Annotated in this window: 18 protein-coding genes and 1 pseudogene; 12 read left to right on the forward strand and 7 right to left on the reverse strand. The window is 69.2% G+C overall.

What is annotated here, in order from left to right:
• Window positions 1–88 precede the first annotated feature (88 nt).
• Entirely contained in the window at window positions 89–1,264 is a 1,176-nt protein-coding gene (locus ACFOSH_RS24135; protein ID WP_378241315.1) for an ROK family transcriptional regulator, read from the forward strand.
• Here ACFOSH_RS24135 and ACFOSH_RS24140 read toward each other — a convergent pair.
• From ACFOSH_RS24140 to ACFOSH_RS24155, 4 genes are all read right to left on the reverse strand, one after another.
• Window positions 1,221–1,682: a hypothetical protein gene (locus ACFOSH_RS24140; RefSeq protein ID WP_378241316.1), complete on the reverse strand. Its 462-nt coding sequence runs from the start codon at window positions 1,680–1,682 to the stop codon at window positions 1,221–1,223. The genes ACFOSH_RS24135 and ACFOSH_RS24140 overlap by 44 nt on opposite strands.
• 115 nt (window positions 1,683–1,797) lie before the next feature.
• Window positions 1,798–2,235 (reverse strand): hypothetical protein, encoded by a 438-nt coding sequence (locus ACFOSH_RS24145; protein ID WP_378241317.1) that lies wholly within the window; start codon window positions 2,233–2,235, stop codon window positions 1,798–1,800.
• A 117-nt stretch (window positions 2,236–2,352) separates the two neighbouring features.
• Window positions 2,353–3,279 carry a lysyl endopeptidase gene (locus ACFOSH_RS24150; RefSeq protein ID WP_378241318.1) on the reverse strand — a complete coding sequence of 309 codons (927 nt, stop codon included), beginning with the start codon at window positions 3,277–3,279 and terminating at the stop codon, window positions 2,353–2,355.
• Between the two features lie 140 nt (window positions 3,280–3,419).
• Window positions 3,420–3,899, reverse strand: coding sequence for an Lrp/AsnC family transcriptional regulator (locus ACFOSH_RS24155; RefSeq protein ID WP_378241319.1), 480 nt, complete (start codon window positions 3,897–3,899; stop codon window positions 3,420–3,422).
• Between the two features lie 135 nt (window positions 3,900–4,034).
• Between ACFOSH_RS24155 and pdhA the strand changes: the two genes are divergently transcribed.
• From pdhA to ACFOSH_RS24185, 6 genes and pseudogenes are all read left to right on the forward strand, one after another.
• Complete coding sequence (pdhA, locus tag ACFOSH_RS24160) at window positions 4,035–5,132, forward strand: pyruvate dehydrogenase (acetyl-transferring) E1 component subunit alpha (RefSeq protein WP_378241320.1); 1,098 nt, start codon at window positions 4,035–4,037, stop codon at window positions 5,130–5,132.
• The gene (locus ACFOSH_RS24165) at window positions 5,132–6,130 is read left to right on the forward strand and encodes an alpha-ketoacid dehydrogenase subunit beta (RefSeq protein ID WP_378241321.1); all 999 of its coding nucleotides are present in this window, start codon (window positions 5,132–5,134) and stop codon (window positions 6,128–6,130) included. Before pdhA ends, ACFOSH_RS24165 begins: the two co-directional genes overlap by 1 nt.
• Window positions 6,123–7,322 carry a dihydrolipoamide acetyltransferase family protein gene (locus ACFOSH_RS24170; protein ID WP_378241322.1) on the forward strand — a complete coding sequence of 400 codons (1,200 nt, stop codon included), beginning with the start codon at window positions 6,123–6,125 and terminating at the stop codon, window positions 7,320–7,322. The genes ACFOSH_RS24165 and ACFOSH_RS24170 overlap by 8 nt, the downstream gene beginning before the upstream one ends.
• A gap of 80 nt (window positions 7,323–7,402) precedes the next feature.
• A complete protein-coding gene (locus tag ACFOSH_RS24175) occupies window positions 7,403–8,791 on the forward strand; it encodes an MFS transporter (protein WP_378241323.1) in 1,389 nt (462 codons plus the stop codon).
• Window positions 8,700–8,972: pseudogene (locus ACFOSH_RS24180) on the forward strand (VOC family protein); the annotation flags it as partial. The gene ACFOSH_RS24175 and the pseudogene ACFOSH_RS24180, both read left to right, overlap by 92 nt.
• 102 nt (window positions 8,973–9,074) lie before the next feature.
• On the forward strand, window positions 9,075–9,857 hold the full coding sequence (locus tag ACFOSH_RS24185) for a PE-PPE domain-containing protein (protein WP_378241324.1): 783 nt from the start codon (window positions 9,075–9,077) through the stop codon (window positions 9,855–9,857).
• A 96-nt stretch (window positions 9,858–9,953) separates the two neighbouring features.
• Here the strand turns inward: ACFOSH_RS24185 and ACFOSH_RS24190 are convergent, their stop codons facing one another.
• Window positions 9,954–11,090 (reverse strand): serine hydrolase domain-containing protein, encoded by a 1,137-nt coding sequence (locus ACFOSH_RS24190; RefSeq protein WP_378241325.1) that lies wholly within the window; start codon window positions 11,088–11,090, stop codon window positions 9,954–9,956.
• Between the two features lie 211 nt (window positions 11,091–11,301).
• On the opposite strand from ACFOSH_RS24190, the gene ACFOSH_RS24195 reads away from it, so the two are divergent.
• On the forward strand, window positions 11,302–11,796 hold the full coding sequence (locus tag ACFOSH_RS24195; RefSeq protein ID WP_378241326.1) for a hypothetical protein: 495 nt from the start codon (window positions 11,302–11,304) through the stop codon (window positions 11,794–11,796).
• A 26-nt stretch (window positions 11,797–11,822) separates the two neighbouring features.
• On the opposite strand, the gene ACFOSH_RS24200 is transcribed toward ACFOSH_RS24195, so the two are convergent.
• Window positions 11,823–12,185, reverse strand: a complete 363-nt coding sequence (locus tag ACFOSH_RS24200; RefSeq protein WP_378241327.1) for a hypothetical protein — start codon at window positions 12,183–12,185, stop codon at window positions 11,823–11,825.
• A gap of 70 nt (window positions 12,186–12,255) precedes the next feature.
• Between ACFOSH_RS24200 and ACFOSH_RS24205 the strand changes: the two genes are divergently transcribed.
• From ACFOSH_RS24205 to ACFOSH_RS24220, 4 genes are all read left to right on the forward strand, one after another.
• Window positions 12,256–12,651, forward strand: coding sequence for a GntR family transcriptional regulator (locus ACFOSH_RS24205; RefSeq protein ID WP_378241328.1), 396 nt, complete (start codon window positions 12,256–12,258; stop codon window positions 12,649–12,651).
• Window positions 12,648–13,676 carry a DUF1648 domain-containing protein gene (locus ACFOSH_RS24210; protein WP_378241329.1) on the forward strand — a complete coding sequence of 343 codons (1,029 nt, stop codon included), beginning with the start codon at window positions 12,648–12,650 and terminating at the stop codon, window positions 13,674–13,676. The genes ACFOSH_RS24205 and ACFOSH_RS24210 overlap by 4 nt, the downstream gene beginning before the upstream one ends.
• A gap of 17 nt (window positions 13,677–13,693) precedes the next feature.
• Window positions 13,694–13,888 (forward strand): PASTA domain-containing protein, encoded by a 195-nt coding sequence (locus tag ACFOSH_RS24215; RefSeq protein ID WP_378241330.1) that lies wholly within the window; start codon window positions 13,694–13,696, stop codon window positions 13,886–13,888.
• 141 nt (window positions 13,889–14,029) lie between these two features.
• Window positions 14,030–14,380 carry a DUF5997 family protein gene (locus tag ACFOSH_RS24220; protein ID WP_378241336.1) on the forward strand — a complete coding sequence of 117 codons (351 nt, stop codon included), beginning with the start codon at window positions 14,030–14,032 and terminating at the stop codon, window positions 14,378–14,380.
• Here the strand turns inward: ACFOSH_RS24220 and ACFOSH_RS24225 are convergent.
• Complete coding sequence (locus tag ACFOSH_RS24225) at window positions 14,377–15,114, reverse strand: LysR family substrate-binding domain-containing protein (RefSeq protein ID WP_378241331.1); 738 nt, start codon at window positions 15,112–15,114, stop codon at window positions 14,377–14,379. The genes ACFOSH_RS24220 and ACFOSH_RS24225 overlap by 4 nt on opposite strands.
• Window positions 15,115–15,548 lie beyond the last annotated feature (434 nt).

Below are 15,548 nucleotides of genomic sequence, written 5' to 3' on the forward strand. Positions count from 1 at the left end.
CACCTATTAGTTTGATGCCTGAACTTATCGACGCCCACCCCGGCGGGTCAAGGCTTTCGTTCAGGCATCGAACGAATATAATCGCGCGATGATCGGCACGCGCCCGGCAGGACAGCACACCGTGCGGCAGCACAACGCCGCCCTCGTCCTCCGCGCGATCGCGGACGGCCCGGGCACGTCACGGGCGGGCCTCGCCGCCGCCACCGGACTCACGAAGGCCACCGTGTCGATCGTGGTCGACCGGCTGATCGCGGCGGATCTCGTGGCCGAAGGCGAGCCGGAACGGCGCGCGGGCCCCGGACGGCGCGGCACCGTCGTCTCCCTGTCCCCCACCGGCCCGCACGGGCTCGGCATCGAGATCGGCGTCGACTACCTGGCGTCCTGCCTTGTCGATCTGACCGGCACCGTCCGGGCCGAGGAGGTCCGGTACGCCGACAACCGGACGCCGCGCGTTTTCCAGCGGGTCTCGGCGTTCCTGCGCAAGGCGCGGAAGCAGGCGGACACGCTGGGAGTGCCCGTCGGCGGTGTCGGTATCGCGGTTCCGGGCCTGGTCGAATCCGGCCTCGTTCGGCTCGCCCCCAACCTGGGCTGGCGTGACGTCGACCTCGCCGAGAGGCTCGGCGAGACGTTCACCGTCGCCAACGAAGCCAACTTCGCCGCGCTCGCCGAACTCTGGCACGGCTCGGCGTTGGCGGATTTCGTCCACGTGTCCGGGGAGATCGGGATCGGCGCCGGGATCGTGCTCGACCGCGCCCTGTTCGAGGGCGTCCGCGGCGCGGGCGGCGAGATCGGCCACCTGCCGGTGGCGCCCGACGGTCCGCGGTGTTCCTGCGGCGCGAACGGCTGCCTGGAACGGATGGCCGGACAGGAGGAGATCCTGCGGCTCGCGGGCGCCGACACGGTGGACGACCTGATCTCCGCGCTGGAATCGAAGAACGGCGCGGCACTTTCGGCGGTCACCACGGCGGCCGGGCACCTCGGCGTCGGACTGTCCACCGTGGTCAATCTGATGGACGTCCCCGCCGTGGTGCTAGGCGGAACCTACGCGAGGCTTGAGCCTTGGCTCCGTGAGCCACTCCTCGCCGAATTGGAACGCCGCGTACCGAGCACCGCTTGGTCGCCGGTGCGGGTCATCCGATCGGCGCTCGGTACGGGAGCCGCCGTACGCGGTGCGGCCGGCTCGGTGATCCGTGGCATCCTCGCGGATCCCGAGCACCATCTCACGACTCACTGGCCATCCGATCCGGACGCTCGGGATCGCTGACGTCGGGCAGCAGCGGCGCGATCGCCTGCGCCCGCTGCTCGATGTCCGGACGCTGCGTCCGCCGCGCGTACTCGATGAGGGCTTCCCGGTCTTCCTGCGGCAGCCATCCCTGCTCGCTCCCGGTCTCCAGCCTCACCAGGTGCCGCACCAGCTCCGCCGACTCGGCACCGAAGTCCCGCATGCGGCGCGTCAGCAGTTCCGCCGCGCCGAGGTAACCGTTGTTCCAAGCGTGGACCGCCAGCAGTTGCGCCGTCGCGGCGAGGATGTCGCCGAGATGGAACCCGCCCTCCGCGGCGAGATGCCCGGCGAGCCGGAAACTGCGTCTGCCCTCGCCGACCGGCCCCTCCTCGCGAATCGCTTCGAGCAGTGCCCCGATCTGCCGCGTCAGGTAGTCCTGACCCGCGCCCTCCACCGTCACCGCATACCTCCACCCAGTCGCCGCGATCGTAGAAAGGTGTCAATGGGGAGTAGCTCAGATACATCGAATGCCGAACCGTTACCACCCGAATGGAGTGGTCGGCGGTGCCTCTCGGTCAACAGGGTGCCACGGCTCCGGTCTCGCCCGCGGGACACCGACCCGGATGCTCGCGCAGCCACCGGTCTCGCTGTCTCTCGACGTCGCGCTGAGTCATCCCGCGGGCGGCGTTGACGCAGCCGCCGGTCCGGCACTGGGTGTTCGTCCCCGGCTCGTAGCACTGGCTCGCATCCTTGCGGCAGGCCGCCGCGCGCCGGTCCGACTTGGTCTTGGAGGGAACCTTGATCTTGGCAGGCACCGTGCTCGTCGCCGGCGCGGCGGTGACCGAGGTGGTGACGACCGTCGTGGTCACGTCCGTGCTCGGCGCGCCGGTCGTGGCAGGCCCGACGCTCGTGGTGATCGTGACCGCGGGACGTGCGGGCGGCTCCGGCATCGCGCAGGCGGCCGCTCCGAAGAAGAACACGGCGGCCGCCATCAGGAGCAGGACACGCGCCACGATTCCTCCGCCTCCGCCATCGAACCCGGCTGTATTCGGCGGAACGGCGAAGAGCGTTACAGAGTCCCGGGCGACGCAGATGAGGCGTCGCCCGGGACCCACTGGCGCGGCAAGGGTTCAGCTGGTGGTGGCGGTGTTGATCGCCCGTGCGTAGTCGGCGGCCTTGCCCTGCGCCGAGCACTTCTTCATGTCGTCGTACAGCCACATGAAGCCGCCGGGAATCCCCGCGGACGACTTCCATGCCCGCATCCGGCTCTCCACCCGCGCGGGCGAGTCCCCCGAGGTGCAGCCGGAGCCGTTCTTGCTCCACAGTCCCGGATCCACCGGCATGCCGAGCGACCGTGACCACGTCGCCGGGTCGTTGCCGCTCCCGCCCGCGTACGCCTGCAGGTACACGCGATCGACCAGGCCGCCGAGCCCGTTCTTCACGCCCTGCCAGTACGAGACCGCGGTGTACGGCGCGAGGGTGAAGTTCCGGTAGCCCATGGCGTTCGCCATCCGCGCGAAGGTGACGGTGGAGTCGACGTCGTAGTGCGCTTCGTCGTCGTTGTTGATCGCGTCCGCGCCGGTGGCGTTCTTCAGCGCCAGGAAGTTGCGGTACAGCACCGTCCCGCTGCCGGTGCCGTCGCGCGTGATCAGCTTGTCGATGGCTTCCCAGTCCGGCGTGCCCCAAGCGCCGACCGAGACCTCGATGCGGTCGACCGACGTCGGCGCCTGCTTCAGCGTCCGCAATCGCGCCGGCCATCCGGCGTCGCCGACGTATCGGCCTCCGGAGACCACGAGATGGTCGTTGTAGTAGAGGTCCCCGTTGTCATGGACGTGGATGCTCCACAGGATGACCGTGGTGAAACCCGATGAGCGGAGGGTGTCCATGACCCCCTGTCCGTCCTGGTAGAACGGTCCCCCACCGTAGATCGCGGACCGGCCGGCCGCGGCGGGTGCCGCCTGGGCTGCGGCGGCGCTCGTTGGACTCGTCGGGACGATCGCGACACTCGCCGCGGCGACCACCAAGGCCACCGCCGCGCGCACCCAGGTCCACCTCATCAGGTCAGCTCCCTTCGGCCTGACTTGGAGGGTATGAGATTTTCCAACGGCGGAGCCAGGTTTGTTCAGCGACCTGTCCGGTGGAATAGACCATTCAGCTCACGCCACGTTCGCTCGCGTGGGGTAGCGCGTCCAGAGGACTAAATGCGGGGGCCGGCGCCCTGCCGTTCCTCGAAGATCAGCCAGGTCCGGGTCGACCGCACGCCGTCCAGCGCCTGCAGCCGTTCCAGGACGACGTCCCGCAGCGACGCGTTGTCCGGCGTCCGCACCAGCAGCAGGATGTCGAAGTCGCCGCCGACCAGCGACACGTGCTCGACGAACGGGATCTCCCGCAACTCCGCCGACATCGTGCGCCACGACGTCTGCTCGACGGTGATCAGGATGTACGCGCTCGTCCCGAGTCCGGCCCGCCGCGGGTCGATCCGGGCGCCGAAGCCGGTGATGACGCCTTCGGACATCAGCCGGTCCAGTCTCGCGTAGGCGTTGGTGCGCGAGATGTGCAGTCGTTCCGCCAGCGCGCGGACGGCGAGCCTGCCGTCCACGGACAGTTCGGCGAGGATCGCCCGATCGATGTCGTCGAGGGCAAGGACCGTTCGTCCCGGATCGGATCGGTGAGCCACGCCACTACTGGACGGTTGGCTCGGCTTAACCGATTCTGTGGACAGTTTGTCGCTCATTTCGCCTGCCTCTTGAACACCGGGACTCCAGAAACCACCATCTCAGCATCATATGTCTGTGAAAGGTGGTGCTGCGCCATGTCGCGGGAGATCTCTGCCGCCGCGTTGCTGCCGTCCGGAGTCCCGGTGCGGTTCCTCGCCGAGGACGGCACGCGCGTCGACGAGCACGGCGGCTACGCCGAGCCGCCGTCCGATCGGCTCGTCGAGGCCTACCGGCTGATGGTGCTCGGCCGCCGGTTCGACGCGCAAGCGACCGCGCTGACCAAACAGGGCCGTCTCGCGGTCTATCCGTCCAGCGCCGGCCAGGAGGCGTGCCAGGTCGCGAGCGCGCTGGCCCTCACCGAACCCGACTGGCTCTTCCCCACCTACCGTGACTCGGTCGCGCTGGTCGCCCGCGGACTCGAACCGGGCGAGATCCTGACGCTGCTTCGCGGCGACGCGCACTGTGGCTACGACCCCGCCGCGACCCGGGTCGCCCCCCAGTGCACCCCGCTGGCCACCCAGACCCTGCACGCGGCCGGGCTCGCGCACGCGATGCGGCGTCGCGGCGAGGAGGCCGTCGCGTTCGCGCTCATCGGGGACGGCGCCACCAGCGAAGGCGACTTCCACGAGGCGCTCAACTTCGCCGCCGTGTTCAAGGCGCCCGTGGTGTTCTTCGTGCAGAACAACGGGTTCGCGATCTCCGTGCCGTTCGAGAAGCAGAGCGCCGCGCCCGCGCTCGCTTACAAGGGCGTCGGTTACGGCGTCCGCTCCGAGCAGGTCGACGGCAACGACGCCCTCGCGGTCCTCTCGGTCCTCGACGACGCCGTCGCGCACGCGCGCGCCGGTCTCGGGCCTGTCCTGGTCGAGGCGCACACCTACCGGATCGACGCGCACACCAACGCTGACGACGCCACCCGCTACCGCGACCAGGCCGAGGTCGAGAAGTGGCGCGCGGCCGATCCGGTCCGCCGCCTCGAGACCTACCTGACCGCCAAGAACCTGTTGTCCGACAAGGACATCGAGCGGTTCCGCGCCGAGGCAGAGACGTTCGCGGCAGGGGTGCGCGACACCCTGAACGCCGACGTGGAACCCGATCCGATGTCGCTTTTCGAGCATGTGTACGCCGTTCCGACCCGTCAGCTGGCCGCTCAGCGCGCGCTGGTCGCGGCCGAACTGGAAGCCGTGGAGGGCTGATGACCGAGATCTCGATGGCACAGGCGCTCAACGCCGCCCTGCGCGACGCGGTCAAGGACGACGACCGTGTGCTGATCTTCGGCGAGGACGTCGGCCCGCTCGGCGGCGTGTTCCGGGTGACCGACGGCATCACCGCCGACTTCGGCGAGGAGCGCTGTTTCGACACGCCGCTGGCGGAATCCGGCATCGTCGGCTTCGCGGTCGGGATGGCGATGGGCGGGTTCCGCCCGGTGGTCGAAATGCAGTTCGACGCCTTCGCCTACCCCGCTTTCGAACAGATCACCTCGCACGTCGCGAAACTGCGCAACCGCACCCGCGGTGCCCTCTCCCTGCCGATGGTCATCCGGATCCCTTACGCGGGCGGGATCGGCGGAGTCGAGCACCACTGCGATTCGAGCGAGGCCTACTACACCCACACGCCCGGACTGCGCGTCGTCACGCCCGGCACTCCCCAGGACGCCTACGACCTGCTGCGCGACTCGATCGACTCACCGGATCCGGTGATCTTCCTCGAACCCAAATGCCGTTACTGGTCGAAGGAAACCGTGTCCTTCACCCGCGACGGCGCGGCGATGGACCGCGCGGTCGTGCGCCGTGCGGGCAAGGACGTCACGCTGATCGCGTACGGCCCGATGGTCGCCACCGCGCTGGAGACCGCGGAAGCCGCGAAGGCCGAAGGCTGGGACGTCGAGGTGGTCGACCTCCGGTCGCTGAGCCCGTTCGACGACGAGACCGTCACCGCTTCGGTGCGCCGGACCGGGCGCGCGGTCGTCGTCCACGAGGCCGCCGGGTTCGGCGGCTACGGCGCCGAGGTGGTCGCCCGGGTCACCGAGCAGTGCTTCCACCAGCTGCACGCGCCCGTCCTGCGGGTCACCGGGCTCGACATCCCTTATCCGCCGCCGAAACTCGAGCGCCACCAGCTTCCGGACGTCGACCGGATCCTGGACACCGTCGCCAGGCTGCAGTGGAACGACGAACCGGCGGTGGCCGGTGCCTGACTTCCTGCTCCCGGACCTCGGCGAAGGACTCACCGAGGGCACGATCGTCACTTGGCTCGTCGCGGAAGGCGACACCGTCGGCGTCGACCAGCCCGTCGTCGAGGTGGAGACCGCGAAGGCCGCGGTCGAGGTGCCGGTGCCGTTCGCCGGCGTCGTCACCCGCCTGCACGGCGAACCCGGTCAGGCGCTGCCGGTCGGCGCTCCCCTGCTCACCATCGGTCCCGGCTTCGCCGAACCCGGCGTGACCACGGCGAGCGAAGGCAGCGGCAACGTCCTCATCGGCTACGGCACGACCACCACGACGAGGCGCCGCCGGACGCGCACCGTCGTCACCACCGCACCCGGGAAGCCCTCGAAAGCGCCGGGTGTGATCTCGCCGTTCGTCCGCAAGATGGCCACCGACAACAAGGTCGACCTGGCGAAGCTGACGGGCAGCGGCCCGGGCGGCATCATCCGGCGCGCGGACGTCGAGGCCGTCCTGACCGCCGTCCCCGAAGCGCGGGACGGCGAGACGCGGATCCCGCTGACCGGGGTCCGCAAGGCGGTCGCCGACAAGCTGACGACCTCGCGGCGGCAGATCCCCGAGGCGACGGTCTGGGTCGACGTCGACGCGACCGAACTCGTCGCCGCGCGCAAGTCGCTCAACGCCTCGGCGCCCGATCGCCTGGTGAGCCTCCTCGGCCTCGTCGCCAGGTTCGCCGTCGCGGGCCTGCGGAAGCACCCCGAGTTGAACTCGCGGGTCGAAGGCGACGAGATCGTCCAGCTGCGGGACATCAACCTGGGCTTCGCGGCCCAGACCGACCGCGGTCTCGTCGTCCCGGTCGTCCGCGACGCGGGCTCACTGTCCACAAGGGAGCTTTCGGCGGCGATCGGCGAGCGGACCGCGCAGGCCAGGGACGGGAAACTCGGCCCGGCGGGCCTCACCGGCGGGACCTTCACGGTGAACAACTACGGCGTGTTCGGGGTGGACGGCTCCGCCGCGATCATCAACCACCCGGAGGCGGCGATCCTCGGCATCGGCCGGATCATCGATCGGGCATGGGTGGTCGACGGCGCGCTGGTGGCGCGGAAGATCTGCGAGCTGACACTGGCTTTCGACCACCGGGTGTGCGACGGCGGGACCGCCGGCGGGTTCCTGCGGTTCGTCGCGGACTGTGTCGAGTCGCCGGTCACCGCGCTCGGGGATCTCTGAGCGGGGCTCACAACCGCCGGTTGTGAGCCGCCAACGACCCGTTGTTCGACTTGCGCGTCCCGGCTTGCTTTGATCTCGCGGTGAGCGGGAAATCGCTGGGGCGACGATTCGGCTGGCTTTGGGCGGCTTACGCGGCGAGCGCGTTCGGCACGAGGTTCGCGTTCGACGCGTTCAGCCTGATCGCCATCGTGGCGCTGGGCGCGGGCACCACCGAGGTCTCGCTGCTGGCGGCCGCCGGTCTCGTCGTGGGCGCGGTGGTCGCGCTGCCGCTCGGCCCGTGGGTCGAGTTCCGCCGCAAGCGGCCGGTGATGATCGCGATGGACCTGATCCGCTGCGTGGCGCTGCTGACCGTCCCGGTGGCGTACACGCTGGGGCTGCTCGGTTTCGGGCAGCTTCTGGCCGTGTCGGTCGTCGTCGCCGCGGCCGACATCACGTTCCTCGCCGCCAGTGGCGCGTTCCTGAAAACGCTGCTGCCGCGGGAAGATCTGCTCGTCGCGAACGCGCGGTTCGAGTCGACCACCTGGACGGCGACCGTACTCGGACCGCCGCTCGGCGGTTTCGCCGTCGGTCTGTTCGGACCGGTGATCACGATCGCGGCCGACGCGGTGAGCTACCTGCTCTCGGCGCTCGGGATCCGCGCCGTCGGCGGTTCTGAGCCGCCACCCGCCAGACCGGACGGCCCTCGGCTGACCGGTCACGACCTGCGGGAAGGCTGGCGGTTCATCCTCACCCATCCCCTGTTGCGGCCCCTGTTCGTCAACACGATCGTGGTCAACGGCCTGATCATGGCGACCGCGCCGCTGCTCGCCGTCATGATGCTCGGGCAACTCGGTTTCGCCCCGTGGGAGTACGCGGTCGCCTTCGCCGTGCCCTGCCTGGGCGGCCTGATCGGATCCAGGCTCTCCAGGAACGTGGTCGCCCGGTACGGCCGGGACAGGGTCCTCTTCGTCGCCGGTTGGCTGCGTGTCTGCTGGCCTGTCGGGCTGGTCTTCATCCACCCCGGCGTTTCGGGGCTGTTCCTGGTCATCGTCGTCGAATTCGCGCTGATCACCTGCATCGGCGTGTTCAACCCGGTGCTCGCCACCAGCAGGCTCGAACTGGTGCCTCTCGACCGCGCGGCGCGCACGCTGTCGGCCTGGTCGATCGCGGGCAAGCTCGCCACCGCGGCCCTGACAGCGCTGTGGGGCCTGCTCGCCGCCTTCACCGGCCCGCGCACCGCCGTCGGCATCGCCGGGCTGCTCATGCTCGCGACGCCGCTCCTGCTCCCCCGAAAGCGTCGGACCCCTGTGCCAGTATCGGCGCATGTCGATCAAGAGAGTGGTCACCGACCTGGAAACCCAGACCCTGGAGCAGGCGAAAGCCTTCTACGTACAGGTCCTCGGCTTCGAGGTGGTGATGGACCACGGCTGGATCGTGACCCTCGCGGACCCGGATCGTCCGGAGGTCCAGCTGAGCCTCATGACCCATGACGAAACAGCGCCCGTCGTCCCGGTCGCCTCGATCGAGGTCGACGACGTCGACGCGGCGTACGCGGCGGCCAAGGCCTCCGGTGCGGAGATCGTGCACGAACTGACCGACGAAGAGTGGGGCGTCCGGCGGTTCTTCGTCCGCGATCCCAGCGGCCACGTGGTCAACGTGCTCTCCCACTGACGCCGTTCGGCCCAGTTCGTTGGGCCTGACGGCGGGTTTCATCAAAATTTCATGACGCATCCCTAACGTTCGAACACGCACCGTAATCGAGCGGAAGGGACGATGAATGTGAAGAAATTCAGGGGGGTCCTGGCGGCGGCCGCACTGGCCACCGGGCTGACCGGCGCCGTGGCGCCGACGGCCCAGGCCGAGACGGCCGACCAGGCGCACTACTACATCCTCATCGGCGGCACCTGCGACGGAGCCGCGACCGTCTACAACGACGCCTGGTTGCGGGGCGGGATCAAGAAGGTGGTCCACTACCCGGCGGGAGCCGCCGGACTGCCCAACTGCGACCAGACACCGATGGACCAGAGCGTCGCACGCGGGCACGAAGAAGCCCGTCGTGTCGTCCAAAGCTCCTTCGACGAGAACCCCGGCGCGGAATTCACCGTCGTCGGCTACTCGCAGGGCGCGCTGGTCGCGAACAAGGTGCTGAACGACATCGCCGACGGGAACCTGGCCGTCGACAAGTCCCGGTTCAGCGCGAAGATCTTCGCCGACCCGATGCAGCCGGTCGGTCCGCCCGGACGCGGGATCAGCGCGGTCCTCCCGGCGGGCACTGGGGCGCCGTCGCCGTTCGGCGGCTACGTCTCGTTCGGGCCCGGCCGCACCGGCTTCGGCGGTATCCCGTTCATCCGCTACTGCATCGAGACCGACGGCGTCTGCCACTTCGACACCTTCGAAGCACCTGGCGGGTATTTCGCCCAGCACCTTTGCTACCAGTGGGCCCGCCCCACCGATCATCGCTCGATCATGGAGGACACGATCGCGGACGGCGTGTACACCAACGGTTCGCACGCGCTGCCGCGGCAGAACTGCCGTCCGCCGCATCCCGCGCCGTGACCGGGTGAAGACCGCTGTCTCCCGGCGCCCGATCGCCGGAGGACAGTGGATCGAGCGCCGGCCCGCCCACGACTGTCGTGGGCGGGCCGGCGTCGGTCACTTGCAGAACGCGGTGTCCACAGTGGCCATGACGGCCTTCGCGCCCTTTTCGGCGTCACCGAAGGCCCCCGGCATCGCGGTCACGGCGAGTCCGACGGTGCGGCCGTCTTCCGTGGCGCCGCCGCGGGTTTCGAATCCGTCGATGTCGCCGCCGTGTCCCCAGTACACCCCGCCGCAGCTGAGCGGGTTGCTCATCAGGCCGAGCCCGTACTTCGTCCCCGGGAACAGCGGCGCGTCGACCGTCTTCCGCATCTCGGCCAGCTGCGCGGCGGGCAGCAGCTTGCCGTCGAGCAGGACACGGGTGAACTTGCCGAGGTCGCTGGGCGTGGAGATCAGCTGGCCCGCGGCACCCGCCCACGACGGATCCATCTCGGTCGCGTCGATCACCTTGCCGGTGGCGACGTTGCCGATGGCGTATCCCTGCGGGTGCCGTCCCTGGATGGTCTGGTCGCCGACCTGCGGCCAGTAGGTGTGCTTCAGGCCCGCCTTCTTGATCACGCGTTCGGTGATCTGCTCCTGGACCGGGCGCCCGGTCACCTTCTCGATCACCATGCCCGCCAGCAGGTAGCCGGTGTTGCTGTACTCCCAGCTGGTGCCGGGCGCGAACTTCGCCGGGTGGCTCAAGGCCGCGGCGAGCAGTTCGTGGTTCGGGAAGTACCGGTGCTGGACCTGCTCGAAGTCCCGCAGCCCGAGGTGTTCGGTGTAGTTCGGCAGGCCGCTGGTGTGCTGCAACAGGTGCCGGATGGTGATCTTGCCGGCGTCGATGCCTTCCCCGCGCACCATTCCGGGAAGGTACTTTTCGATCGGTGCGTCCAGTTCCACCTTGCCCTCGGCCACCAGCTGCAGGACCGCGACCGCGGTGAACGTCTTGGTGTTACTGCCCGCCCGGACCGCGCCGTCACGGGGGACGGGAACCTGGCGATCGATCCGCGAGGACCCCGCGACCAGCGACGTCCCGCGCCCCCTGTCGGCCACATAGGCCAGCGCGGCCGGGAACTTCTCCTGACGCACCAACGAGTCGAGGCTCTTCTGGAGCTCTGCCCCCTTGGCCGGGGCCGCGTCCGCGGCGGTGGTCCACGCGGCGCCCATCAACCCCGCTACCGTGAGGACCACAACGCCCTTGCGTACCGTCATTCGCACTCCTTGTTCGACCGGATCAACACCTACGACACTGGTCCAATCGGGCACGAAGATCAGGAGGGCAGGCTGCCGGATCCCGGGTAGCGCTGGCGCTACCGCGATATCTTTTCGGTTCAGAATTCGTCCCACCATTGTCCGCACGGGACGAGGCTCGCTAAGGTCAGTTCGATAAGTGGACTAGACCACCCGAGGCCGGGAGGCGACGATGCCCCTCGACGAACAGCAAACCTGGGCTCTGCTGCGAGAGCTGGACGAACCCGGCCACTGGGAGGTGCCGCACGACTTCGACGGCCCGGCCGCCCGGGCACGCTTCGAGCTGCTGGCCGAGCGATTCGAACAGCGATTCGCCTGCTCCTGCGAGGTCGATCGCCACGTCCAGGACGCCAGCCATCTCGGCAGGATCGTGATCCCGGCGAGCGCTACCTCCGCACAGGACCAGGTCACCGTCACCATCAGCAATTTCGGTGGCCTCGTCGCGGTGACACTGGGGAATCCGGGCAGCTACGACGAGGACGAGGAACGGGAACTCTTCCCGGCACAGGATCGAAGACGGGTCGAAGACGAGCTGGAAGCGCTCGGCTACCTGCCCGTCTCCGAACACCCGTTGTGGACCAAGTACACCGGGATCAGCGGATTCGACGCCCTCTATCCGCCGGACCGGCCGCCGTCGTGGTGGGACCGGTTCTTCGACTACCTCTAAACACTGCTCGATCAGACGCTGCTCGATCAGACACAGCTCGACGCGAGCACGCCGGCGAGTTCCGCGGCGTTCCGCACACTGACGAGCACCTCGTCGAAGGGGAGACCGGCGACCCCGCGATCGATCGAGATCCGCAGCGCCGGCACTCCCCTGCGGACCGACACCAGCTGGCGGACTCCGGTCCCCAGCCCCCAGTAACCCACCTTCAGCACTCCGCTGACCAGCACCCCGGCCCGTCCCCCGCGCGCCTGCCCCACCGGCGCCTCGACGAGCTCGACGGCCTTGATCGCCGATCCCGGCACGACCACTTCGTCGCGCCACACGGCCAGCCGCTCCCAGGACGAGAACCTCACTCGCACGCAGCCACTGGCGATGTCCACCTTCGTCATCACGACCCCCTTGCCTGATAGCTATCTGATGTAGTTGTTATAGCAAGTGTATAGCAGATATCCTTGGCAGGTGTTGCTGACTCTTGACCTCGACAGCGAGGTTCCGATCTACCAGCAGATCCGCGACAGGATCGTCGAAGCCATCGCCGACGGCGGGCTGGCCGAGGGCGCCGCCCTGCCTTCCACCCGGCAACTCGGCGCCGACCTCGGGATCAACTTCCACACCGTCAACAAGGCCTACGACCTGCTGCGGACCCAGGGCCTCATCCGGATCAACCGCAAGACCGGCGCCGTCGTCCGGCGTGACCCGGTCTCCGGACCGGCGGAGGACGGCTACGCGGACGAGTGGCAGGAGCGGCTGCGCACCCTGCTCGCCGAGGCCGTCGCGCTCGGCGTCGGCCGGCGCGAAGTGACAAGCCGGTGCGAGACCGTGCTGGACTCCTTCGCGGTGAGCGCGCGGCGATGACCGGTCCGGCGTGGCTGCACCTGGCCCTGATCGCGTTCATCGCGGCCGCGTTCGGCTCCGGGCCCTCGCTGGCCCGGCCGACGCTCCCCTTCGGCGTCCGGATCCCGGCCGGGCGCACCGGTGAACCCGCCATCGCCCGCGCGCGCGGTCGCTACAACCGGGGTGTCGCGGCAGGTGCCGTCGTCGCCTGCGCCGTCGTTCTCTCCGGCTGGACGGCACGAACCGACCTCGTCATCGTCGGTCTCGTCGTGACGTACTCACTGCTCGGCAGCCTGGCACATCGATCGATCGTCGCCGCGAAACGCGACGGCGGCTGGTACGCCGGGACTCGGCAGGCTGTCGCCACCGATACCTCACTGCGCACGGATCCGGTTCGTCCACAGTGGATTCTCCTGGTGCCGGCGGTGTCGCTGGCCGTCGTCACGGCGGTTATCGGCCTGGTCGAGGACACGACGAACTTCTCGACGGTCTTCGCGCAGGCCCTGATCGTGGTCCTGGTGTCGCTCATGACCGTCGCGATCTCACGGGCCCGCCCGGAGATCGACGCCGCACGACCGTCGATGTCGGCTTCGCGCTATCGGGAGTACCTGCACGGCGTGCTCAGCCTGCTGCTGGTCTCCGCGGGATGCGCCAACGCGACACTGCTCGTCATTTCGCTCCAGCTGTGGGAGGTCGTCGAAACGACGGTGCCGGTCACGATCGTGGCTTATCTTCCTCTTCTCGCCGCCTTCATCGCGTGGATCGGCTTTTCCGTCCGGTCCGGCGACGCCGGGCACAGGCTGTCCCCCGCCGACGGCGAACCGGAAACCCGGTACGAACAACGCGACGACGACCGCTACTGGTACGCGGCCGGGATGGTCTACCTGAACCGGGACGATCCGGCGCTGCTGGTGCACCGGCGGGTCGGGACGTACTGGACGCTCAACCTCGGGCATCCGGTCGCGTGGCTGGTTCTCGGCGCCGTCGCCGTGGCCGGGGTGCTCGCCGGATTCAGCGTCGTGACCCTCCCGGCCAAGGGCGCTTGAGGAGTATCCTGGCCGTGGTGCCGGACTTCGTGGGGAAGCAGGCGCTCGATGTCTGGCTGTCCGGGCACGATGCGGGCTTACTGCTGCAAGGCCCCGATCCCGACAGCCCGCACCCGCTCCTGAACGGCGTGGTCGTCGCACAGCTGCCTGCGCCGGGCACGCGCCTGCGCCCAATGGAGCGTGGTGGTCATCCGGACAGCCGGAAGCGGTGACCCCGCGGGCGTACGCGAACCACGCCGTCCGCTGCCGGACCACCTCGAAGTCCAGGGAGAGCCTGATCACCGGGTGTGATCAGCGGTGCCCGAGCCGCTCGTTACCCTGATGCAATGACGTCGCAGAAAACCCCTCAAACGATGAAGCCCGCGACAGCGGCGAAGAAGCTGGGCGTGTACCTCGAGGCCACCCCGGCGGAGTTCCAGGAGGGTGTCGTCTCCCGCGACGAACTGAACGCTCTGCAGGCCGAACCGCCCCAGTGGCTGCGGGATCTGCGCAGCAACGGACCGCACCCGCGTCCGGTCATCGCGGCGAAGCTGGGCATCTCCATCAGCGGCCTGGCGCGAGGCGGGATCACCGACGCCCTCACCACCGAGCAGATCGACGCGGTCAAGACCGACAACCCCGACTGGCTGAAGCGGGAGCGCGAGACCCAGGCCGAGGTCCGCAAGGAGGAAGCGCGCCTTAAGGCCACCCGCACCGAGAGCTAGCCGCGGCGACGGCGCTTCCCGCCTTTGGGGGCGCCACGCTGCCCGGCCTGCGGTTTCCGGCCGCCGGGCTGGGGGCGCTTGCCCTTCGCCGGTGTCTTCTTTTCCGGCTTTTCCCGGGCCTGCGGCCTTCCCCGGGTGCTGTTGACTGTGCGCCCTCGGACGATGCCGATGAACTGCTCCATCAGGTCGCTGGTCTCGTCGTCCGGCCAGGACAGCGCGACCCCGGACTCCGGTGTGCCGGAGATCGGGCGGTAGGTCAGGTCACGCCGGTGGTGCAGCCTCGCGAGGGACTGCGGGACGACGAGGAGCCCGACACCCGCGGCGACCAGTTCGATGGCGTCCGCCGTGGTGTCGGGGCGCTCCAGCGCGGGTTTCCCGGGCGGCCGGTCCCAGTCCAGCGTGTCGTCGAGCGGGTGCAGCACGACGTCGTCGGCGATGTCGTCGACGGAGACCTCGTCCGCGGCGGCGACCAGATGGTCCTTGGGGACGACCACCACGGACGTCTCGGTGTAGAGCGGGATCGCGTGCAGGCCCTCGCGGTCGATCGGGAGGCGAAGGAGAACGGCGTCCACCTCGCGGTCCCGGACCAGCGCGGCGGCGTCGGCGGCGGTCGTCTGGACGAGGTCGAGCCGGACGCCGGGCAACCGCTCGGCCCAGATCCGGACCCACTTCGAGGGCGTCACGCCGGGGACGTACGCGAGCTTGAAGGAGGCAGGTGTGTCCGGGCCGGTCATGGACGCAAGGTTACCGGGCGTGATCTCACTGGCCGCGGCGGTCGTGAGTGGCGGTTCAGGTCAGAGGCCCGGATGTCTTAGGTACCTGCTGGATCTGGCTGCGGTCGGTCCTGGGTCCGGCGCGTGAAGGACCCCTTTACTGCGCTAGGCGCAATGAAGGGGGCCTTCACGTACCCAGGCAGCCAAAGCCGCGGTGACGCGTCGGTCGGGGTGGTCATGAGTGGCGATTCGGGTCAGGGCGGACTGGTATTTGCCTACCTGCCGCTGACCTGGGCGAAGGTGGCGTTTAAAGAGAGTGCCGAGGTCGACGATGGAGGAATCGGGACGTTCAGCCTGGATCCACCGGCGTGTTTGTTGGATGGTCTTGATGGTGTTTGTTGATCATGTGTTTGGTGGGTGGGTGTGGTGGATCACCGGTCGTCGCATCCGGTGTG

The organism is Amycolatopsis speibonae, from assembly GCF_042647925.1.
In the GTDB taxonomy this organism is placed as follows: domain Bacteria; phylum Actinomycetota; class Actinomycetes; order Mycobacteriales; family Pseudonocardiaceae; genus Amycolatopsis; species Amycolatopsis speibonae.